General features: G+C 30.4%; 19 protein-coding genes and 2 tRNA genes. 16 read left to right on the plus strand and 5 right to left on the minus strand.

What is annotated here, in order from left to right:
- Window positions 1-39: 39 nt before the first annotated feature.
- The 3 genes from QIA41_RS02260 to QIA41_RS02270 are packed head-to-tail and all read right to left on the minus strand — an operon-like array spanning window position 40 to window position 1687.
- Window positions 40-651 (minus strand): DUF3996 domain-containing protein, encoded by a 612-nt coding sequence (locus tag QIA41_RS02260; protein WP_320292416.1) that lies wholly within the window; start codon window positions 649-651, stop codon window positions 40-42.
- Between the two features lie 10 nt (window positions 652-661).
- A complete protein-coding gene (locus QIA41_RS02265; RefSeq protein ID WP_320292417.1) occupies window positions 662-1273 on the minus strand; it encodes a DUF3996 domain-containing protein in 612 nt (203 codons plus the stop codon).
- Window positions 1274-1687, minus strand: coding sequence for a hypothetical protein (locus QIA41_RS02270; protein ID WP_320292418.1), 414 nt, complete (start codon window positions 1685-1687; stop codon window positions 1274-1276).
- 163 nt (window positions 1688-1850) lie between these two features.
- On the opposite strand from QIA41_RS02270, the gene QIA41_RS02275 reads away from it, so the two are divergent.
- Both QIA41_RS02275 and proS read left to right on the plus strand, forming a co-directional pair.
- Window positions 1851-2528: a DUF2259 domain-containing protein gene (locus tag QIA41_RS02275; RefSeq protein ID WP_320292419.1), complete on the plus strand. Its 678-nt coding sequence runs from the start codon at window positions 1851-1853 to the stop codon at window positions 2526-2528.
- Between the two features lie 51 nt (window positions 2529-2579).
- Window positions 2580-4046 carry a proline--tRNA ligase gene (proS, locus tag QIA41_RS02280; protein ID WP_320292420.1) on the plus strand — a complete coding sequence of 489 codons (1467 nt, stop codon included), beginning with the start codon at window positions 2580-2582 and terminating at the stop codon, window positions 4044-4046.
- Between the two features lie 11 nt (window positions 4047-4057).
- On the opposite strand, the gene QIA41_RS02285 is transcribed toward proS, so the two are convergent.
- Window positions 4058-5260: a dicarboxylate/amino acid:cation symporter gene (locus tag QIA41_RS02285; RefSeq protein ID WP_320292421.1), complete on the minus strand. Its 1203-nt coding sequence runs from the start codon at window positions 5258-5260 to the stop codon at window positions 4058-4060.
- 106 nt (window positions 5261-5366) lie between these two features.
- Between QIA41_RS02285 and QIA41_RS02290 the strand changes: the two genes are divergently transcribed.
- Window positions 5367-6917: a hypothetical protein gene (locus QIA41_RS02290; protein WP_320292422.1), complete on the plus strand. Its 1551-nt coding sequence runs from the start codon at window positions 5367-5369 to the stop codon at window positions 6915-6917.
- Window positions 6918-6946: 29 nt separating this feature from the next.
- Here QIA41_RS02290 and QIA41_RS02295 read toward each other — a convergent pair whose 3' ends face one another.
- Complete coding sequence (locus QIA41_RS02295; RefSeq protein WP_320292423.1) at window positions 6947-7585, minus strand: ankyrin repeat domain-containing protein; 639 nt, start codon at window positions 7583-7585, stop codon at window positions 6947-6949.
- Between the two features lie 348 nt (window positions 7586-7933).
- Here QIA41_RS02295 and QIA41_RS02300 point away from each other — a divergent pair, with 348 nt between their 5' ends.
- The 13 genes from QIA41_RS02300 (at window position 7934) to rpoC (ending at window position 20852) form a co-directional block, all read left to right on the plus strand.
- On the plus strand, window positions 7934-8977 hold the full coding sequence (locus tag QIA41_RS02300; protein WP_320292424.1) for a tetratricopeptide repeat protein: 1044 nt from the start codon (window positions 7934-7936) through the stop codon (window positions 8975-8977).
- Window positions 8978-8990: 13 nt separating this feature from the next.
- On the plus strand, window positions 8991-9848 hold the full coding sequence (locus tag QIA41_RS02305; RefSeq protein WP_320292425.1) for a hypothetical protein: 858 nt from the start codon (window positions 8991-8993) through the stop codon (window positions 9846-9848).
- 64 nt (window positions 9849-9912) lie between these two features.
- Window positions 9913-9985: transfer RNA gene (locus tag QIA41_RS02310), tRNA-Thr, on the plus strand.
- Window positions 9986-10012: 27 nt separating this feature from the next.
- On the plus strand, window positions 10013-10192 hold the full coding sequence (gene rpmG, locus QIA41_RS02315) for a 50S ribosomal protein L33 (RefSeq protein WP_002556991.1): 180 nt from the start codon (window positions 10013-10015) through the stop codon (window positions 10190-10192).
- 8 nt (window positions 10193-10200) lie between these two features.
- A tRNA-Trp gene (locus tag QIA41_RS02320) sits at window positions 10201-10273 on the plus strand.
- Between the two features lie 26 nt (window positions 10274-10299).
- Window positions 10300-10470: a preprotein translocase subunit SecE gene (gene secE / locus QIA41_RS02325; protein ID WP_320292426.1), complete on the plus strand. Its 171-nt coding sequence runs from the start codon at window positions 10300-10302 to the stop codon at window positions 10468-10470.
- A 26-nt stretch (window positions 10471-10496) separates the two neighbouring features.
- Window positions 10497-11051 carry a transcription termination/antitermination protein NusG gene (gene nusG, locus QIA41_RS02330; protein WP_320292427.1) on the plus strand — a complete coding sequence of 185 codons (555 nt, stop codon included), beginning with the start codon at window positions 10497-10499 and terminating at the stop codon, window positions 11049-11051.
- A 51-nt stretch (window positions 11052-11102) separates the two neighbouring features.
- Window positions 11103-11534: a 50S ribosomal protein L11 gene (gene rplK, locus QIA41_RS02335; protein WP_320292428.1), complete on the plus strand. Its 432-nt coding sequence runs from the start codon at window positions 11103-11105 to the stop codon at window positions 11532-11534.
- Window positions 11534-12214 carry a 50S ribosomal protein L1 gene (gene rplA / locus QIA41_RS02340; RefSeq protein ID WP_320292429.1) on the plus strand — a complete coding sequence of 227 codons (681 nt, stop codon included), beginning with the start codon at window positions 11534-11536 and terminating at the stop codon, window positions 12212-12214. Before rplK ends, rplA begins: the two co-directional genes overlap by 1 nt.
- Before the next feature lie 4 nt (window positions 12215-12218).
- On the plus strand, window positions 12219-12707 hold the full coding sequence (rplJ, locus tag QIA41_RS02345; RefSeq protein WP_320292430.1) for a 50S ribosomal protein L10: 489 nt from the start codon (window positions 12219-12221) through the stop codon (window positions 12705-12707).
- A gap of 71 nt (window positions 12708-12778) precedes the next feature.
- On the plus strand, window positions 12779-13153 hold the full coding sequence (gene rplL / locus QIA41_RS02350) for a 50S ribosomal protein L7/L12 (RefSeq protein ID WP_320292431.1): 375 nt from the start codon (window positions 12779-12781) through the stop codon (window positions 13151-13153).
- An 82-nt stretch (window positions 13154-13235) separates the two neighbouring features.
- A complete protein-coding gene (rpoB, locus tag QIA41_RS02355) occupies window positions 13236-16703 on the plus strand; it encodes a DNA-directed RNA polymerase subunit beta (RefSeq protein ID WP_320292432.1) in 3468 nt (1155 codons plus the stop codon).
- Window positions 16704-16718: 15 nt separating this feature from the next.
- Window positions 16719-20852 carry a DNA-directed RNA polymerase subunit beta' gene (gene rpoC / locus QIA41_RS02360; protein ID WP_320292433.1) on the plus strand — a complete coding sequence of 1378 codons (4134 nt, stop codon included), beginning with the start codon at window positions 16719-16721 and terminating at the stop codon, window positions 20850-20852.
- Window positions 20853-20880 lie beyond the last annotated feature (28 nt).

Here is a 20880-nt window from a genome sequence, read left to right on the forward strand (position 1 = left end):
TATGTGAGCTTAATTTTAATTACCAATTTAATTATTAAGTTAATTAAATGCAAATTTTATGAATCCGAATCCAAAAAAATTGAATTTAATTCCTTCAAATAAAATATTTGGCTTTGTTAGCAATATTGTTGGTCCTAGTGCAGGGTAAATTTTGAATCCTATGTATAAATTTTTTGCAAAGTTATATTCCATTGTAAAAGGAATTCTTATAACAGCGCCTATTCTCTGAAAATCAGTTTTTTCTTCTTCATTGGGAGGTATAAGGAATATTTTTGACCAATCTGCACCGATTCCAATCCCACCACCGATTTTCATGTATTGTCCAATTTGCTTTTTAAAAATAATATCTATTCCGCCGTTTAGGTAATTTTCAAAATTGTTTGACTTAAGGCCAATAAAACCTCCATAGCCAAAATCAATATCTATATAAGGAATAGTAATTATAATATTTGCAATAGGATTACCTATCCCAATGCCCATTGAAAATAGGTCATAGCTTTTTTTTTCTTTTATGCTTTTAAGCTTTGCAATACAGGTGGTAGAGTCTTCTTCTTTGCTGCATCTGACCATGTAATTGTCAGATGCAAAAGAAAGGTGCGCCATACCCAATGCTAATGTTAAAATATTTATTTTATTAAAATTTTTTATCATTTATTCTCCATTATATATATATTTTTATAAAGCCTGTGCCCAAAAAATTAAATCTAGCTCCTTCAAATGACATTGGGTTGCTAAATAGCATAGTTGTTCCAATAGTAGCAACAGCTTTAAATCCAATTACAATATTTTTAAGAAAGCTATATTCTATTACTAAGGGTAGTCTTATTACAATTCCTATTCTATTCTGAAGAGAAGTCTCTTGTTGAGCTTCATTTTCTTCTTCCTCATCAAGTTTTTGGCTTGATTTATCAGAGTTTTCTTTTGACCAATCTGCGCCTATTCCAATACCTCCAGAAATCATAGTGTTTTTGTGTATTTCATCTTTAAATAAAAGATCTATTCCCACTATAACATAGGGCATGAAATTGTTGGGTTTAAGCCCTACGAATCCTCCGTAGCCAAGATCTATGTCTACATACGGAACAGATATTGTAATGTTTGCAAGTGGATATCCAACCCCAAAGGCTATTCCAAATAAACGACGTACAGACTCTTCTTTTGCAAGAAGTTTTTCAAAATCAAATTCATCTTCAACCATAGTTTTGCTTTTTGATTGAGCAGTTAATAAACCTGTTGTTAATATAAGTATTATTGTTGCTAATAGCATTCTCATTTAAATTCTCCTTTTTTTATATCCGATTTTAGATATAATCTTTACAAAATTTCTAATAAAGCTTAAAAAATTAAAAATATTGATATTTATTTGATTGCTTTGACAGCAAAACTTCATTGTTAAGCTTTTTATCATTTTGTTTATTAAAGTTTTGTTTATCAATAAATTTTTTATTACAAATCCAGGTATTATTATGCTATTTAACCGGATATTGATGTTAATCTTGTTTGTTTGTATAAGATTTTTGGAAATGTATTTTTGATTTGATTTTTGAGCTTTTAAAAAAACTATAAATTTATTAATTTGTAATAAATAAGATTTATTACGAAGCGTTATTTTAAAATGCCTGCAAAAAAACTTTATTTGTTTTAAAGCTTTTAAAATTAACTTTAGGCTATTGGCTCTTTTGTTCAAAAATTTATCCCAAAAATTTGAATATTAAGTTTTTAATCTATAAACAAATAGTATGTCAAAGTTTTGAATTTAAAATGCTGTTTGATATTATTTTAAGTAAGACTAAATTAATTATAAATAAGTTTAGTACATAATTTGTTGTTATTAAACTTGTGCAAAGCTTATGGTTAAACTGTATATTATTTTTTTTTATTTTTTTTCTTTTTTATTAGTGTTTCCAGAAAATATTTTTTTTAAAAATTTAGGATTCTCTAATAACGATCAGTATTTTATGTTTGGCGAATATGGGTTTGAAAATGGATATTATTATTCTGCTGTGTGCTTTGTTGATGTTATTAAAAATAATTTTGTAAATTCTGGAGTGCATTCTAGAATTTTTAAAGAGCATATTGAACATTTGGACGGTTATGATAAAAGCCTTTATGAACTTTTAAAGATGATTAATTTTAAGGTTAAGGAATTTAAAATTAATCATTTAAGAAAAGGGCGAGAAATTTATTTTTATGTTAAGAGTGAAATTCCAGAAACGGATTTTTTAAATTTTGTTGATTTTAAAACAGGAAATGAATATCAAGTTTTTGTGAATAAGGATATTAATTTCAAAGAACTTTCTTCTTCTTTTAATATTTTTCTATCTGTCAGATATTGTAATTCGACCCTAGAAAAACATCTTACTGTTGGGAGAGGGAATTACTACAGAAGGAATGTTATTGATTATAAAATAAGAGAGATTGTTTTATTTCCAAATGAAGATGGAATTGTTTTTGTTTTGGAAAAAATCATGTTAAATCCTTATGGAAATAAATATAAGCGGTTTATGGTTGAAGTTAAAAAATATTAAATATAAGTATTTAGTTTTTAAGGAAGTTTAATGTTTTGTTAAGGATAATGTATGAGTGATTTTATAGCATCAAAAGAAGATGATTATTCTAAGTGGTATTTAGATATAGTTCAGAAAGCAAAACTTGCTGATTACAGTCCTGTAAAAGGGTGTATGGTGATTATGCCTTATGGATATTCTATTTGGAATAAAATTCAGAGCATACTTGATAAAAAGTTTAAAGAAACAGGGCATGAGAATGCATATTTTCCCATGCTTATTCCTTATAGTTTTTTAGAAAAAGAAAAGGATCATATTGATGGATTTTCACCTGAGTTTGCTATTATTAAGGATGCTGGTGGAGAGAGTCTGGTAGAGCCTTTGGTCTTAAGGCCTACTTCTGAGACAATTATTTGGAATATGTATAGTAAGTGGATTAAGTCTTACAGAGATCTTCCACTGAAAATTAATCAATGGGCAAATGTTATTCGCTGGGAAAAGAGAACAAGGCCCTTTTTACGCACCACTGAATTTTTATGGCAAGAGGGGCACACCGCCCATGCTACTGAAGAGGAGGCGTTAGAAGAAACTTTACTTATTTTGGATTTATATAAAAAATTTATGGAAGACTATTTAGCTATTCCAGTTTTTTGTGGTAAAAAATCTGAAAAGGAAAAATTTGCAGGAGCTGTTTCTACTTATTCAATTGAGGCATTAATGCAAGATAAAAAAGCGCTTCAAGCCGCCACATCCCATTATTTGGGTGTAAATTTTGCAAAGGCATTTGATGTAAAATTTCAAGACAGAGATGGTAAGATGAGGTATGTATTTGCTAGTAGTTGGGGTGTTTCTACTAGATTGATTGGTGCTCTAATTATGGTTCATTCAGACGAGAAAGGGTTAGTTTTGCCACCTCGCATTGCTCCGATAGAAATTATTGTTATTCCTATTTTTAAAAAAGAGGATGAGATTAATAAAAAAATTTTGGATTATTCTGATCGTGTTGTGAGCATTTTGAAAAAGGCAGAATTTAGGGTTGAAATTGATAAGGATATTAGAAGTTCTCCAGGATTTAGATTTTCATCTGCTGAGTTTAGAGGAATTCCAATACGTCTTGAAGTAGGGATAAATGACATCCTTTTAAATTCTGTTACTATTGTGAGAAGAGATAAAGACAGAAAATTTAAATATCAAATGTCACTTGATTCTCTTGCGGGTAAGGTTAAGGTAGAGCTTGATTCTATGCAAAAGGATTTATTTGCAAAAGCATTGAATTTTAGAACTTTAAATACTAAGGAGATTTTTAGAAGCGGAAAGGATAATTATGAGCAATTTAAAGCTTATATGAATGATTATTCTGGATTTGTGCTTTCTTGTTGGTGTGGTGGTTTGAATTGTGAAAATATTATTAAAAATGAAACTAAAGCTACAATAAGGTGTATTCCAGATGATTTTAAAACCAAGGATTTAACAGGCATGACTTGTATTTATTGTTCTTCTAGGGCTAAATATTTTGTTTTATTTGCTAAATCTTATTAAGTTATTTGGCTTTAATTGATTTTCTCTTGGGCTTCTAATTCTTTAAAGTTTATTATATGAATTATTGCAATGTTAAAAGCAAAGTCAATCAGTAAAGCCAAAGAGATCAATATGGGCATCATTGGCGTTATATTTGAAACGTTTAGCTCTATTCCTTTTGTATAGGTAGAGCAAAGCATTGTAATTATATAAATTAAGCTGTTTGGCTTATGAGGAAATGCAAGAACAAAAAAAAATGATAAAATACTCATGTAACTTATTTCATAAATAGAAATAGGCAGGCTAGAATATGATTTTAAAATTATAAAAAATGATATTACTGAAATAAAAATAGTCCCAAATTTAGAAACAAAATTTATTAGAGGTATGTTTATAATTATAGATTTTTTTATATTTATTCTTTCATTTTTAATATCTTCTATTAATATTACATAAGGAGAATAAGAATCTTTCGTTAGTCCTGAAAATATTATGTTTTGAAATGATACAAAGATCCCTTTATATATCATTTTAAAATTTTTTGTTAATCTATAGCTAATTGTTGGTAATATTGCGAATAAAATTATAATTGTCCATGTTAAAAAGAATGTTATGCTATTTGTGTAATTTTGATAATCCTTTAAGCTTTTCAAGCTTGCAGTGTAATCTGCTGTTATAAAAATGATTCCTATATTTAATATGCTCGCAATAAATCCATTTGCATGGTAAAAAAGATTAGAAGCGCTTAGCATTAGCTCCCTGGCTATTCTACCTTTTTGTTTTGCATAGTAAAAGCTAGCTCCTATTATTATTGAAATCATATAAATGCTTAGTAGATTTGGATTACTAGACGTAAATATTTTGAAAATATTTTTTGGGAAAAATGTTTCCAGTAAAGCTTCTTTTTCGAAAAAATGTGTGTTTTGTATTGTTTTTTCTAGTATTGGAATTCTTTGTGGAAGATATATTATCGCAGCTATTATTGATACAATAACTCCAACTAGGTTAATTAAAATTCCATAATAAATTGTTTTACTAAAGAGTTTTTTAAAGTTTTTATTTTCAATAATATTCTCAATTCCTAATGGAATTGAGAATATTAGAAAAGGAATAAGAGATAAATATGATAGTCTTATAAAAGCATGAGATAAAGAACTATAAATTGCAAGAGGAAAAAACAATCCCAAAAAGATTCCAATGGATAGAGTGAAAAAAAAATTGATTTTTACATTCATATGACTTCTCCTTTCAGAGATTTAAGATACACTGTGTATAATAAATAGTACTAAATTTTTTTGTAAATATAAACTTTAGAGTTACAATTGTACGTGTGTTTTTATTTTGCTTTTGGATGTTGTTGGGGGTTTTTTGTATAGATATCCTGATTCTGTGGATACAGATTTAGATTCAAGATTGCCAAATATTTTAACTTTAGAGGAGCATGATAAGCAATTTTTTACTAAAGATTTTTATAAAAATCTTATTTCAAGTAGTAAAGAAATTGGTATAAAGCTTCATAAAGTTTTAGTAGATTATTTAAATCCGCGGTCAGAAGAAGTTGACAGAATCTTAAAATATAATCAAGTTATTAACATTTATTGGTCTTTTCTTAGGGCAATTGCAAAAAATATTTCAAAGTTGACTATGGAGCAGAAAATTTTATTTAGATTTGCTGCCCTTATTCCAAATGCACTTGGGTCTGAAATTCAGCTATTAATTTCAAAAACTATTTGGGACAATCATTATAATGAGTCTTTTATTTATTTTGATGAATGGCTTTATGGGGTTCATAGTTTTAAACTTAGCAGATTAGCAACTGATTTGCCGATGGATAATTTTAAAGAAGAAGATATGAAAAAAATTTTGCTCAATAAAAAGGAAAAACTTTTGGCAAATATTGATTTTGCAAAGAGCAGTCTCAAAAGAAGCAATAAGATTAGGGAGGAAGCCCTTTGCAAATTAAGAAGTATTTTTGGATTTTTGTTTTCAAGTGACAGCCAAAACGATTTAACTTATCTTCCTGAGTACGGTGTTCAAAGTCCTTATGCCAATTCAATTTTAAAGCCTTTGAATTTCGCCAGTGATTATGTTGAGGATCTTATTAAATCGAATCGAGATATCAATGTTTTTATCAATAAGATTGAAGATGCTAACAGAGAGCTTTTTGAAGTTCAAAATAAAATGAATAACATTGGAATGCCTCTTGAATCAACCATTGCATATGATGAAGTTGAAGTTATTAGAGGTGCCAATAAACTTGCAATAGGGCCAAGAGGCAATCATTTTCCTATTCTTTTGAAAAATAATGTAGTTGCTAATCCTCAATTTTTTGGAAGCAGAGAAAGAATTATGCAACTTGTTTGGGAAATCGAAGACATTCAGCCCAAACTTTTTCAAAGAGCATATAGAGGAGATTTGATTAGAGTGGTTCCTTATTTTATATTAATACCATCTTATGGGGATAGGGGAATCTGTTGGGAATCAATTGATGTTAAGAATAGGGCAAATGGCAGGGGCAAAATATTAATACCTATGTATGCTAAAAATTTAAGAAAAGCGGTTATTTTAGCCATTGGTGATTTTATTTGGGAACTTGCAAAAGAACAATCTTCTTTTAGATGGATGGAAACAGGAATCACAGGCCAATATTATGATTATTATGTTAAATGTATTAAAAAAGGAAATGTTAAAAATTTTTTCCTAGAAGATTATTTTCTTTGGATAGAGAAAGAGAGTAAAGGGATTCAAAAGCTTGAAAAATTGGTACGCGGTATAATGTGGAGAAATTTACCCTTTTCTAAAAGTTTGAAAGAGATGCTTGCTAAAAAATCTTTTATATACAAAGATTTGATTGATAAAGATAAAAATATTCAAGCATCCGATGGGTATTGAATTTGTTTTATATTTTACTGTAATTTTGATTATTTATTGGTTTTGAGTGTATTAAGTTCTTTTTTATAGTTATCGTCAATATAAATTTTTTTCTTTTCCAGGTATTCAATTAATTTTATATTTTCTGTTTTTATTGCAGCTTGCATTGGTGTTTTTCTATTTTCAAGCGTAAAACTTAAATCAGAGCCGCTTTCTTTTAAAAATTCAAATATTTTTTCGTTATTAGTATATATTGCCCAAAATATTGGAGAATGGTCGGTATCATCTATTTGATTAAGTCTTATTCCATAATCTACCAATATTCTTATAATTTCAAATTCATTGTTTACTATTGAAATTGAAATTGGAGATATTTTATGTTTGTAGTTTATGTCTGCCCCGAGGTTTAGTGCAATTAAAACCCCTTTTTTATTGCTGAAAAAAACAGATGTTATAAAAAGATCATTTTTAATTTTTTCCAAATTTTGTAGGGTTTTTTTGTCGTATATATTTATTGAATTTATAAATTTATTTAAAGTGTCTTTATCGTTTTTATATTCTTTGCTATTGAAAGCGTACAAATTTTTTTGCAATTCTTTTATTATTGATGCACCTGTATAAGCGTTTTTTGAATTTAAATTTATTATTATTGTAAATAATAATAAAAGCATAATGAATTCTTTTTTCATTTTTTGTGGACTTTGTATTCCTTTAATAAATTGTTTAATTTTAGATGATTGCTTTTTTAAATAAGCATTATGTTTAATTAACACCCATTATAAGTTATTATGAAGTTATTTTTCAATGTTTTTGTGTTTATTATTATCAATTATAAAGTGATTTTTGATTCTTTTTTTTTGCTGAATTTTTTTATATAAAATTTGAAATTTAAATTTTAGCTATGTTGTTTTGCTGTTTTGTATTATTAGTTTTAATATAAAATGTATTCATGCTAAATTAGTATTTATAAATTCTTATGGTTATTTAAATTGAATTGTGTATTTTATTATGTACAATTTATGTTGTAAAATATTCTTATGAATCAATTAATAAAAATTTCTAAATTTATTTTGATTTTGAATCTCACTTTGTTTTTAGCTGCTTCTTGCAAACAAAAGCAAAGTGAGATTCAAAATCTTACTTTGCTTTTAAAATCTTCTAATAAGAATGGTCTAGATAAGTTTCTTATTATTGACAGAGTGGTTAATATACATATTGCAAATAAAAATTATGAAAGTGCTTTAGAAATTGTAAATAACGGAATTACCGATGATGGATCTAGAGAGTATTATCCTTTATATCTTTATTTAATGGGCAATATTTATAATTCTATGGGAGAAGATTTTACCGCTTTTAGTATTTATAAAAATGTTGTAGACAATTTTAATGATTTTATTTATGAAAATTGTTCAATTAAAACAAGAGTGGCTAAAAAGATTGTCAATTTAAATATTGATTCAATCGATAAGATTGATTATTACAAATTTATATTAAATACAGGAATTGATAATTTAAATAGTGAGGAAAAAGGTAATTATTTTTATAATCTTGCATTAAGTTTGGAAGACGTTCAAGATTATGATGAATCTTATTTTTACTATAAAAAATTTCTTTCAATTCCAAGGGCACATTTAAAAGTAGATTCCAGAGACTATTTTAATGTTATTACAAAAATTAATTACTTTAATAATCCAGAGTTTATTGTTTATAGAAATTTAGGAGATTTAATCCAGGACGTTAAAAATTTTGTTCTCTCTGGAGATACGTCTAAGCTGCTTAATATAAGAGATAAAAATAATTTCTTTATTCAAAGTTGGGATCAAAAAGGCGGAAAAAGCAATTCTATTAATACCAACAGCTTTTTAACTACGATGATTAAGCTTGGGGGAAGAAGAAAAAACGGAATACAATTTGCAAAACATCTTGAAGCGGATTCTAGTGATGATATATCTTATCTTGAGTCAAGTGGTTGGGATCATATTCGAGAATGGTATTTTGTTTTTAAAAAAATTGTTTACCCCAAAGATCCAGAAATTAATAATGGTTGGACTTGGATAGGCGTCTATTTGGGTAAAAAATAATAGGAATGAGATAATGTATTTTCTTAAGTTTCTTTTTAGTTGTTTGTTTCCACTTTATTCTAATGTTTCTGTAATAAAAGATGAGGTTGCAGAGGCTAGTGTACATAGAATAATTGATTGGGATAGGAAGGTTATTTGCTTTGATATTGTTAAAGAAATTAATGAAAATGAATTTAGGCCAGTAGGTTTAAATACGGCGTCTAAATTAATAGCAACTATTAATGATTTTAAAGATACGCTAATAAGAGAGTCTCTTTTTAAGATAATTATGGATTCTGAAAATACTTTTAAGAATTATTTTGATCTGAATCCCAACTTAATACTTAATTTTTCAGGGCCTAATAGTATCTTGAAAAGATCTTATATAAAATACTCAGAAGATTTAAGAAGTTTGACTGTTAGATATGAGCTTAATCTTTTTCCTGATTTTATAAATTTGTTTTTTTCGCATGAAAAGCCCTATAAAGCTTTTTATCCATTGGTAAACTCTGATATCGATAAAACTGACTATACAGGAATTGTGATTTATGTAGGTGAAGTTTACAATAATGCTATTGGTTCTAAAAAGCTAGAAGATTCTTTTTTTATCAAAATTTATGATGAAAACATTAGGCCATACTTTGACAAGAGAATGGTTTCTTCAGACGCTTTGAAAAAGTGGGGAATGCTTGAGTATAGCAATGATGTTCTTTATAGCAATAAAAATAGGGTTGGATATCGTCCTTTAAAATTAATTGCCAAAAGTATTTATGGTAAAAACAATACAGATATTATACTTGATGAGCATTCTATTAATAAATTGTTTTCAAATAGCAATAACATTAAACTTTTACAAGACGGAAAACTTGTTATAATAAAACAAGAAAGTTAAATTTTATACTTGTTTTTTTATAAACAATCAATTAAGATTATAAAGAGTTTTATAAGGAATTAATGCCCTTATAGCTCAGTTGGTAGAGCACCACCATGGTAAGGTGGGGGTCGTCGGTTCAAGTCCGATTGAGGGCTTTTGTTGGTAGTTAGGAGTTTTGTTATATGGGTAAAAAAAAGGGTAAAGGAGCTGTTGAGCTTATATCTTTAATTTGTGAGGAAACTGGAATTAGAAATTATACCACTACTAAGAATAGACGTAATAAGCAAGAGAAGTTAGAATTAATGAAATATTGTCCAAAATTGCGGAAACACACTCTTCATAAGGAAGGAAAAATAAAATAATAAATAATAGGTCAGTAGTTCCAACGGTAGAACGACAGTCTCCAAAACTGTATGCTGGGGGTTCGAATCCCTCCTGACCTGTTGTTAGAATAAAAGTGAGGCTTTAAGTGTTTAGATTTATAAAAGATAGTATCTTGGAGCTTAAAAAGGTAACGTGGCCTAAGTATAATGAGGTAGTTGGAAATGGAAAACAAATTTTTTGGTTTGTATTATTTGTTTCAATTTTCTTGGGCATAGTAGATTATCTCATGTTTCTTGTTGTAACCTATGTGTTTTAGTTTTATTGTAAGAAGGGTAAATCATTATGCCTAGAGCTTGGTATGTAGTTCAAACTTATTCCCAATATGAGAAAAAAATAGAGCAAGACATAAGGCTTTTAATAAGCGAAGGTATTTTTAGTAATGTGGTATTAGATGTTAAAGCGCCTATTGAAAAAGTAGAAGAGATAAAAAATGGCAAAAAAAGAATAAGAGAAAGAAAAATTTGGCCGGGCTATATTCTTATTGAGTTAGATCTTCCAGAGGTAGGTTGGAAAGATATTGTTGCTAGTATTATTAAAATTCAAGGCGTTATTAATTTTGTTGGTGTTGGTAAGGGGCAAAGACCTATTCCTATTAATGATGAAGAAGTAAAAAATGTTTTTATGCTTACTGGTGAGATTAAAGCAAATAAATCTATTTTTATGCTTTATGACTTTGAAGAAGGGGAAAGAGTTAGAATTAAAGGCGGACCTTTTGACTCCTTTGAAGGACTTATTAGTTCTATTGATTACGAAAGAAAGAAATTAAAAGTTGCAGTTCAAATTTTTGGAAGATCAACTCCTGTTGAAGTTGATTTTCAACATATAGAAAAGATTTAAAATTTGATACTAATGGGAGCTTTGAAAGCGTTATTACCATAAGGAGATAATATGGCAAAAAAAAAAGCAATTTCTTGGATTAAATTACAAGTCCCTGCTGCTCAAGCAGCTCCAGGAGCTAAAATAGGGCAAGCACTTGGACCTCATGGAGTTAGTGGCCCTCAGTTTGTAAGGGAATTTAACGAGAGAACTGCAAAAATGGATCCCGGCATAGTGGTCCCTGTTATAATTACTGTTTATAGCGACAAAAGTTTTTCTTTTATTATAAAGACCCCCCCTGCTTCTATTTTAATTAAAAAAGCTATTGGAATAGAATCGGGATCTAAAAAATCTAATACCGATAAAGTTGGGACTATATCAAAAGAAAAATTAATGGAGATAGCAAGAATTAAAATGCCTGATTTAAACGCAAAATCAGAATCAGCAGCTTTTAAGATTATTGCAGGAAGTGCACGTTCAATGGGTGTTGAGGTAGAGAAATAATGTCAAAAAAGGGTAAAAAATATATTGCAGCTTTTTCTAAAGTAGATAAGAGTAAGTTTTATAGCATTGAAGATGCAATTTCGCTTTTGAAAGAAATTAAATTTGTTAAATTTGATGAAACTATAGATATATCTATTAACCTTAATTTGAAAAAGAATCATACTGTTAGAGATACCATAGTTTTGCCAAATCAATTTATGAAGCCAAAAAGAATACTTGTTTTTGCAAAAGGTGATCGAGCAGATGAAGCTAGATCTTTTGGTGCAACTTATGTTGGAGATGATGATCTTATAAATAAGATTAAAAGTGGTTGGGATGAATTTGACATTGTTGTTGCAACTCCTGATATGATGAAGGATGTTGGAAAACTTGGCCCTATTTTAGGGAAAAGAGGTTTAATGCCCAATCCAAAGACTCAAACGGTTACGAATAATCTTAAGGATGCAATAAATAGTCTTAAAAAAGGTCGAACAGAATTTAGAGCAAATAAGAATGGTGTAATAAGCTTTTCTTTTGGTAAATCTTCTATGGACAATGAAAAAATAAAAGAAAATTATGAGGAATTTATCAAGGAAGTTGTTAAAAAAAGGCCTAGCGATTTAAAAGGGGCTTTTATAGATAGTGTTTATATTTCATCTACTATGGGGCCTTCTATAAAAGTGGATTTTGTTTGGAGGTGACATTATGAGCGCAAAGATAAATTCTAAAAAGTTGGAAATGTTTGATTTATTGAAAAAATTTATTGATAGTAAGCAAAATCTTTTTTTCTTAGATTATAGAGGCTTGAGTGTATCTCAATTGACAGATCTTCGCAATAAAATAGAAGGTGAACATGGAGCCTTAAAAGTTGTTAAAAATAATATAATGAAGATGGTTTTAAAAGAAAAGAATATTAATGTCGTTGATTCTTGTTTGGTTGGCCCTACAGTTGTTGTTGCTGCGTTAGAAGAAGCTAATGTAGTAGCAAAAATTTTTTATGATTTTGTAAAAAGTAGTACTTTAAAAGTAAAAGGTGGCTTTATTTTAGGAGAGTTTTATGATGAGGCTAAAGTTCAAGCCTATAGTAAGCTTCCTACCAAAAAAGAGTCTATTTCTTTATTCGCTAGCGTGTTAAAAGCGCCAGTTTCTAAGCTTGCAAGAACATTGAAAGCTTTGGCTGATGTTAAAAATTAACATGACAGTGTTAGTCTTAATTTTAGAGTGTGCATGCTATCACTGTAAAATGAAATATATAAGGAGTTAATATGGCACTAAATAAAGAAGATATTTTGACCTGGCTTGAGGGTGCAAAAACTATGGAAATTGTTGACCTTGTAACAGCTATTGAGGAAAAGTTCGGAGTAACTGCTGCTGTTGCTGCTGTTGGAGGGGGTGTTGCCTCAACAGGTTCAACTGATTCTGAAGAACAAACTGAATTTGATGTAATTCTTATGTCTTTTGGTGATAGCAAAATAAATGTTATAAAAGAGGTTAGAGCTATTACAGGACTTGGTCTTGGGGAAGCTAAAGCTTTAGTTGAATCTGCTCCTAAAGCCATTAAAGAAGGTCTTTCTAAGTCAGATGCTGAGGAATTGAAAAAGAAACTTGAGGCAGTTGGCGCAAAAGTTGAAGTTAAATAAAAAATTAAAAATATATCAAAGTTGTTATTCCGCATGTCTTTATGATATGCGGCTTGTTATGTCTTAAAAAAGGAGTCTTTTAATGATAAAAAGAGTTCATCTGGGACAAGGAAGAGCTGAGGAGATTTTAGACTTACCTAACCTGATAGAAATACAATTAAATTCTTATGAAAAATTTTTACAACTTGATAAATTAAAAAATAAAAAACCTTTACTCAATGAAGGCCTTGAGTCTGTTTTTAGAAATATATTTCCCATTAAAAGTGGAAATGGCGATGTTGCTCTTGAGTATGAAAAATACTATATAGAAAATGATACTCTTTCTTTTACAGAAAAAGAATGTAAAAGAAAGGGGCAAAGTTATGAAGCTGTTTTAAAAGTAAGACTGAATTTGCAATTTTTGACTACTGGGGAAATAAGGCAAAAAGACGTTTATATGGGAACTATTCCTTTAATGACAGAAAGGGGTACTTTTATTATTAATGGGGCTGAGAGGGTTGTTGTTTCTCAAATTCATAGATCCCCAGGAGTTGTTTTTTATAAAGAGAAAGATTTGTATTCTGCTAGAATAATTCCTTATCGTGGTTCTTGGTTGGAATTTGAAATTGATTCTAAAAAAGATTATCTTTATGTGAAAATTGATAGAAAAAAAAGAATACTCATAACTCTTTTTTTAAGGGCTTTGGGATTTGATACGAGAGAAAAAATAATAGAAACTTTTTACAACATTAAAAAAATTAAAGTTGAAGATGATACAAAAAGAGATCTTACAGGTCAATATTTAGCCAAAAGTATCAACATAAGAGAGAATATGTATTATCGAGCAGGAGATAAGATTACTCTTCAAGATATTGAAGATTTTTTACAAAATGGAGTAAATGAAATAGAGCTTGTTGATTTTGATGGGTATGATTCTGTTTTTGGAAAGTACTTTGTTAGTTCGAATGTTATTTTAAATTGTCTTGAAAAAGAAGATGCTTTTTTTGCTTTAAAGGATGGTTCTAAAGAGATTCCAAAAGAATCAGTTATGCTTGCTGTTTATGGTGCTCTTTTTCCCGGTGAGCCAATATCAATTGAAAATGCTGAAAACGATTTAAAAACCATATTCTTTTCTGAAAGAAGATATGATCTTGGACGTGTGGGGCGTTATAAACTTTCTAAAAAATTTGGACTTGATGATTTAAGTACATCTGTTTTAACTATGAATGACATTGTTAATACGATATCTCATCTTTTGAGAATATATGAAGGACATGATGTTCTTGATGATATTGACCATTTAGGAAATAGGAGAGTGCGTTCTGTTGGAGAGCTTCTTACTAATATATATAAAGGTGCGATGTCAAGAGTTGAAAAAATTGCTAAAGATAGGATGTCTAACAAGGAGGTTTTTAATCTAAAACCTCAAGAATTAATAAGCGTTAAACCCATTGTATCTGCTGTTAAAGAGTTTTTTGCAACCAGCCAACTTTCACAGTTCATGGACCAGGTAAATCCCTTGGCTGAGCTTACTCACAAAAGACGGCTTAATGCTCTTGGACCAGGGGGGCTTTCAAGAGATAGAGCAGGATTTGAAGTAAGGGATGTCCATTATACTCATTATGGGAGGATGTGCCCTATTGAAACTCCCGAAGGACCAAATATTGGGCTTATTGTTTCTTTAGCTACTTATTCCAGAGTTAATGATTATGGTTTTCTAGAGACTCCTTATAGGAAAGTTGTTAATGGAGAAGTGACTAACGAATTAGAATATTTATCCGCTATTGACGAAGAGAAAAAATGTATTGCTCAAGCCAATGCTGCTTTTAATTCTAATGGAAAGTATCTTGAAGATTTAGTTTCTGTTAGGATTTCTGGTGATTATACCACAACAAACCCCAAGAATATAGACTATATGGATGTTTCTCCTAGGCAGTTAATTTCAGTATCTTCGGCATTAATTCCTTTTCTTGAGCACAATGATGCAAATAGAGCTCTTATGGGGTCTAATATGCAAAGACAAGCAGTGCCTTTACTTTTTCCTAAGCCCCCGATTGTTGGTACAGGCATGGAAAGTGTTGTTGCAAAGGATTCAGGAGTGGTAATTAAGGCTAAAAGAAGCGGAGAAGTTATTCTTGCAACAAGTAGTAAAATAGTTGTTAAACCTTTTGAATCAGAGAATGCTAAAGATTTAGATGAATATCATATTGTTAAATATGAAAGAACAAATCAAGATACCTGTTTTAATCAATCTGTACTAGTTAAAGAGGGTCAAAAAGTTGAAAGGGGTGAAATAATAGCTGATGGTCCTGCCACTAGGTATGGGGAGCTCGCTCTTGGCAATAATTTATTGTTAGGAGTTATTCCTTGGAATGGATTTAATTATGAAGATGCTATATTGATTTCTGATAGAATTGTAAAGGAAGATCTTTATACATCTATTCATATTAAAGAATTTAGTATAGAAGTACGAGAAACTAAACTTGGCCCTGAAAAGGTTACAGGGGATATACCTAATGTTAGCGAAAAGATATTAAATAAATTAGATGAAAATGGAATTATACGGATAGGAACTTATGTGAAGCCCGGTGATATTTTGGTTGGTAAAGTTACTCCAAAGTCAGAAGGAGATATTACACCTGAATTTAGACTTTTAACTTCCATTTTTGGAGAAAAAGCAAAAGATGTTAAAAATAATTCTTTAAAAGTTCCTCATGGTACTGAAGGTACAGTTATTGATGTGCAAAGGATTACCAAAGAGGATGTTAGCAATCTTTCTCCTGGAGTTGAAGAGGTGCTTAAAGTTTATGTTGCTAAAAAAAGAAAGCTTAAAGAGGGTGATAAAATGGCTGGACGACATGGCAATAAGGGTGTTGTTGCGAAAATTCTTCCCGTTGAAGATATGCCTTATCTTGCAGACGGAACTCCTCTTGACATATGCTTAAATCCTTTAGGAGTTCCATCTAGGATGAATATCGGACAGTTAATGGAATCGCAATTAGGGCTTGCTGGCAAATATCTTGGCGAATCCTATAATGTTCCTGTTTTTGAATCTGCTACAAATGAACAAATTCAGGAGAAATTAAAAAAAGCTGGATTTAATTCAACTTCTAAAGAAGTTTTATATGATGGTTATACAGGAGAGCCGTTCGAAAATGAAGTAATGGTTGGGGTGATTTATATGCTTAAACTTCACCACCTTGTTGATGATAAAATGCATGCAAGATCGACAGGCCCATATTCTCTTGTTTCTCAACAACCGCTTGGAGGAAAAGCTCAATTTGGTGGACAAAGACTTGGAGAAATGGAGGTTTGGGCTCTTGAGGCATATGGTGCGGCTCACACCCTTCAAGAACTTTTAACGGTTAAATCTGATGATATGTCAGGTAGAGTCAAGATATATGAAAATATAGTAAAAGGTATTCCCACTAATGTATCAGGGATTCCCGAGTCTTTTAATGTTCTAATGCAAGAACTTAGAGGACTTGGACTTGATTTGTCAATTTACGATGATAATGGGAATCAAGTTCCTTTGACAGAAAAAGAAGAAGAATTGATTAATAAAAGCTAGGTTTTTGGAGTTTTTATGAAAGAGATAAAAGATTTTGAAAGAATAAAAATTAAAATAGCATCTCCGGATCAAATTAGAAATTGGTCTTATGGAGAAGTTAAAAAGTCTGAGACCATTAATTATAGAACTTTAAGACCTGAGAAAGATGGACTTTTTTGTGAAAGGATTTTTGGTACCACAAAAGAATGGGAATGTTATTGCGGTAAATTTAAATCAATTAGATATAAAGGTATTATTTGTGATCGTTGCAATGTAGAGGTTACTCATTTTAAGGTGAGGCGTGAAAGAATGGGGCATATTGAGTTAGCAGCCCCAGTTGCTCATATTTGGTATTACAAATATATACCTTCTAGGATTGGTCTTTTGCTTGACATTACGTCATCTAGTTTGAATTCTATTCTTTATTATGAAAAATATGTAGTAATTGAACCGGGTGATACTGATCTTAAAAAAATGCAGCTTTTAAATGAAGATGAATATATAGAAGCTAGAGAGCGATATGGTATGTCTTTTAATGCTTCAATGGGAGCTGAGGCTATTAAAACTCTTCTTGAAAATCTTGATCTCGATGAGCTTTCATCTAAGCTTAGGATTCAAATGATAGATAAAGATGATAAGACTGATAAGAAGCTCTTAAGACGTCTTGAAATTATTGAAAATTTTAAAATTTCTGGAAATAAACCGGAATGGATGATTATGGAGGTTCTTCCTGTTATTCCCCCAGAGATTAGACCAATGGTTCAGCTTGATGGAGGACGTTTTGCAACATCTGATCTTAATGATCTTTACAGAAGAGTCATAAATAGAAATAATCGATTAAGGAAGTTGCTTCTTCTTAATGTGCCAGAGATTATTGTGAGAAACGAAAAAAGAATGCTTCAAGAATCGGTAGACTCTCTTTTTGACAATTCTCATAAAAGAAAAGTTGTTAAAGGCTCATCTAGTAGGCCCCTTAAGTCGCTTTCCGATGCGTTAAAAGGTAAGCAGGGAAGGTTTAGGCAAAATCTTCTTGGTAAAAGAGTAGATTATTCTGGTCGATCTGTGATTGTTGTTGGCCCTGAGTTGAAGCTACATCAGTGTGGATTGCCTGCAAAAATGGCTCTTGAGCTGTTTAAGCCTTTTGTGATAAGAAGATTAATTGAAAGCGAGGCTGTTTTTAATATTAAAAGAGCAAAAAATTTAATCGAACAAGAAGTTGACGAGGTGTGGCAGATTTTAGATCTTGTTATTAAAGATCACCCTATCCTTTTGAATAGAGCACCTACTCTTCATAGACTTGGAATTCAAGCTTTTGAGCCCGTATTAGTTGAAGGTAAGGCAATAAAATTGCATCCCCTTGTTTGTCATGCATATAATGCAGATTTTGACGGTGATCAAATGGCAGTACATGTGCCTCTTACTCCATCAGCACAAGCTGAAAGTTGGGCTTTGATGCTTTCAACTAATAATCTTTTAAATCCTGCCAATGGACATCCTATTGTTTTTCCATCTCAAGATATTGTTTTGGGTTTATATTATTTAACAATGGAGAAAAAGAATGTTATTGGAGAAGGTAAAAAGTTTTTAAACTTTAGCAATGTTATTCTTGCTATAAACAATAGGAGCCTAGATTACAATGCTTCTATTTATGTAAAAATTGATAGTGAATACAAAAAAACCACAGCTGGTAGAGTTATATTTAATGAGGCTTTACCCAATGGAATTGAATTTGTAAATAAAACTCTTAGTGATTTGGAACTACAAATCTTAATATCAAAAGTTTATGTAGTTCATGGTTCTTCTACTGTAATTGAAATGCTTGATATTATCAAGGAGCTTGGCTTTAGATATGCCACTAAGTTTGGGTGCACAATTAGCATGAGTGATATTATTGTTCCTGATGAAAAGAAAACTTATATAGACAGGGCCAATAAAGAGATTGCTAAAATTCAAAATGATTATGCTAAAGGAGTTATTACTGGTGAAGAACGTTATAATAATGTAGTTTCTGTTTGGTTAAAAACGAATGAAGAACTTACTAATAAGATGATGGAAATTTTAAAGAAAGACAGAGATGGATTTAATGTCATATATATGATGGCTGATTCTGGTGCTAGGGGAAGTAGAAATCAAATAAGGCAACTTGCTGGCATGAGAGGCTTGATGGCAAAAACCTCTGGGGATATTATTGAGCTTCCAATTATTTCTAATTTTAAGGAAGGCCTTTCTGTGATAGAATTTTTTATATCTACAAATGGAGCACGAAAAGGGCTGGCAGATACTGCTCTCAAGACAGCTGATGCTGGGTATTTAACTCGAAGACTGGTAGACATTGCTCAGGATGTTGTTGTTAGAATAGAAGATTGTGGGACTATAAACGGAATAAAAGTTGAAACTTTAAAAAATGGAGAAGAAATATTAGAATCTTTAAAAGAGAAAGCCGTTGGTAGTTATTCTATTGAAAGAATAAAAAATCCAATTACCGGTGAAATCGTTTTAGATGCAAATGAAGAAATCTCAGAATCTAAAATAGAATTATTAGAGAAAATTGGTATTGAGAAACTTGTTATTAGATCTGTTTTAACATGTGAAGCTGAACATGGTGTTTGCCAAAAGTGTTATGGTAGAGACTTCTCAAAGAACAAACCTGTTAACATTGGCGAGGCTGTAGGAATAATTGCTGCTCAGTCCATAGGTCAACCAGGCACCCAATTAACCATGCGAACTTTTCATATTGGTGGAGTTGCTCAAGCTGGCAGTGAGGATGATAAAATATCTTTAAGGAATGCTTTTATACTTAATGGTATAGAAGGTTTTAATGTTAGAGTTGACAATGGAATTCTTTTTACAAGAAAAGGAACTTTAAAAATAATCAATGTTTTTTATGAGGAAAAAATTAAGAACATAAAAGAGATTAAAGTTTTAGATTCACAAAGAGTAATCAAGGGAATTCCTTTGTTTGTTAATAAAAAGGGTGTAGAGATTTCCTCTTCTTATATTGGGTATATTAAATTAAGAGGCGATAAGTTTTTTATAGTATCGGAAGAACAAGAAGTTGTCTTGAAGGCTGGTACAAAGCTTGAAATAGAGGTTGGTGATTATGTTGAATCGGGCAGGGTTATTGGTACATTTGATCCATTTGCAGAGCCTATTATTGCAGAGGTTAAGGGTAAAATTAAGTTTAAGGATATTATTTTAGGTACCACTCTTAAAGAAGAGATAAATACTGAAACAGGTAATGTTGAGAAAAGAATTACAGACAATGTTTTTGAATCCCTTGATCCTAGAATTTTTATTATTGATAGTAGTGGTATGGAGGTTGCATCTTATGTATTGCCAGGCGATGCTTATCTTCAAGTTGAAGATGGCCAGAATATAAGCATAGGAGATGTTATTGCCAAACTTTCTAAAGGATCTGAAAAAACACAAGATATTACAGGTGGATTGCCCCGTGTTAATGATCTTTTTGAAACAAGAATTCCTAAGAATTTAACTGAAATGGCTAAAGTAAGTGGAATTATTCAATTTAAATCGATTCAAAAAGGTAAAAGACTTATTAATATTTTAGATGAGTATGGGGTTGAGCATAAGCATTATATTCCAGCTGGAAAGCATCTTTTGGTTAGAGATGGAGATGTCGTTAGGGCAGGAGATATGCTTTGTGATGGTAGAATTAATCCTCATGATGTGCTTGAAATTTTAGGTGGTATTAGTTTACAAGAATTTTTGTTGGCAGAAATTCAGGATGTTTATAGAAAACAGGGTGTTAGTATCAATGATAAACATATTGGTGTAATAATTAAGCAAATGATGAAAAAAGTTAAGATTGTAGCAGTTGGTGATACTAATTTTGTTTATGGGCAAAAGGTGGATAAGCATACTTTTTATGAACAAAATAGAAAAGTAATAGAACAGGGTGGTGAGCCAGCAATAGCAAGCCCCATTCTTATAGGAGTAACCAAGACATCTCTTAATATAGATTCTTTTATTTCTGCAGCTTCTTTTCAAGAAACAACAAAAGTGTTAACAGATGCTTCTATTGCTGGGAAAATAGATGATCTTAGAGGCTTGAAAGAAAATGTTGTAATTGGGCATTTAATTCCTACTGGAACTGGTATGGGACTTTATAAAAAAATTAAAATTAGCGAAAATATCGATTCTAAGGTTTAGCTTGAAAATAAGTGATATATTTGTTACC

Origin of the sequence: Borreliella sinica (assembly GCF_033969665.2) — a bacterium.
In the GTDB taxonomy this organism is placed as follows: domain Bacteria; phylum Spirochaetota; class Spirochaetia; order Borreliales; family Borreliaceae; genus Borreliella; species Borreliella sinica.

Excerpts from the sequence above, each read along its gene's own strand:
- QIA41_RS02285 (WP_320292421.1), bottom strand. The coding sequence starts at position 5,260 with ATGAATGTAAAAATCAATTTTTTTTTCACTCTATCCATTGGAATCTTT.
- nusG (WP_320292427.1), top strand. The coding sequence starts at position 10,497 with ATGCCTAGAGCTTGGTATGTAGTTCAAACTTATTCCCAATATGAGAAA.
- rpoC (WP_320292433.1), top strand. The coding sequence starts at position 16,719 with ATGAAAGAGATAAAAGATTTTGAAAGAATAAAAATTAAAATAGCATCT.
- proS (WP_320292420.1), top strand. The coding sequence starts at position 2,580 with ATGAGTGATTTTATAGCATCAAAAGAAGATGATTATTCTAAGTGGTAT.
- QIA41_RS02275 (WP_320292419.1), top strand. The coding sequence starts at position 1,851 with ATGGTTAAACTGTATATTATTTTTTTTTATTTTTTTTCTTTTTTATTA.
- rplA (WP_320292429.1), top strand. The coding sequence starts at position 11,534 with ATGTCAAAAAAGGGTAAAAAATATATTGCAGCTTTTTCTAAAGTAGAT.
- rplL (WP_320292431.1), top strand. The coding sequence starts at position 12,779 with ATGGCACTAAATAAAGAAGATATTTTGACCTGGCTTGAGGGTGCAAAA.
- rpoB (WP_320292432.1), top strand. The coding sequence starts at position 13,236 with ATGATAAAAAGAGTTCATCTGGGACAAGGAAGAGCTGAGGAGATTTTA.
- rplJ (WP_320292430.1), top strand. The coding sequence starts at position 12,219 with ATGAGCGCAAAGATAAATTCTAAAAAGTTGGAAATGTTTGATTTATTG.
- QIA41_RS02260 (WP_320292416.1), bottom strand. The coding sequence starts at position 651 with ATGATAAAAAATTTTAATAAAATAAATATTTTAACATTAGCATTGGGT.
- QIA41_RS02300 (WP_320292424.1), top strand. The coding sequence starts at position 7,934 with ATGAATCAATTAATAAAAATTTCTAAATTTATTTTGATTTTGAATCTC.
- rpmG (WP_002556991.1), top strand. The coding sequence starts at position 10,013 with ATGGGTAAAAAAAAGGGTAAAGGAGCTGTTGAGCTTATATCTTTAATT.
- rplK (WP_320292428.1), top strand. The coding sequence starts at position 11,103 with ATGGCAAAAAAAAAAGCAATTTCTTGGATTAAATTACAAGTCCCTGCT.
- QIA41_RS02265 (WP_320292417.1), bottom strand. The coding sequence starts at position 1,273 with ATGAGAATGCTATTAGCAACAATAATACTTATATTAACAACAGGTTTA.
- QIA41_RS02305 (WP_320292425.1), top strand. The coding sequence starts at position 8,991 with ATGTATTTTCTTAAGTTTCTTTTTAGTTGTTTGTTTCCACTTTATTCT.
- QIA41_RS02295 (WP_320292423.1), bottom strand. The coding sequence starts at position 7,585 with ATGAAAAAAGAATTCATTATGCTTTTATTATTATTTACAATAATAATA.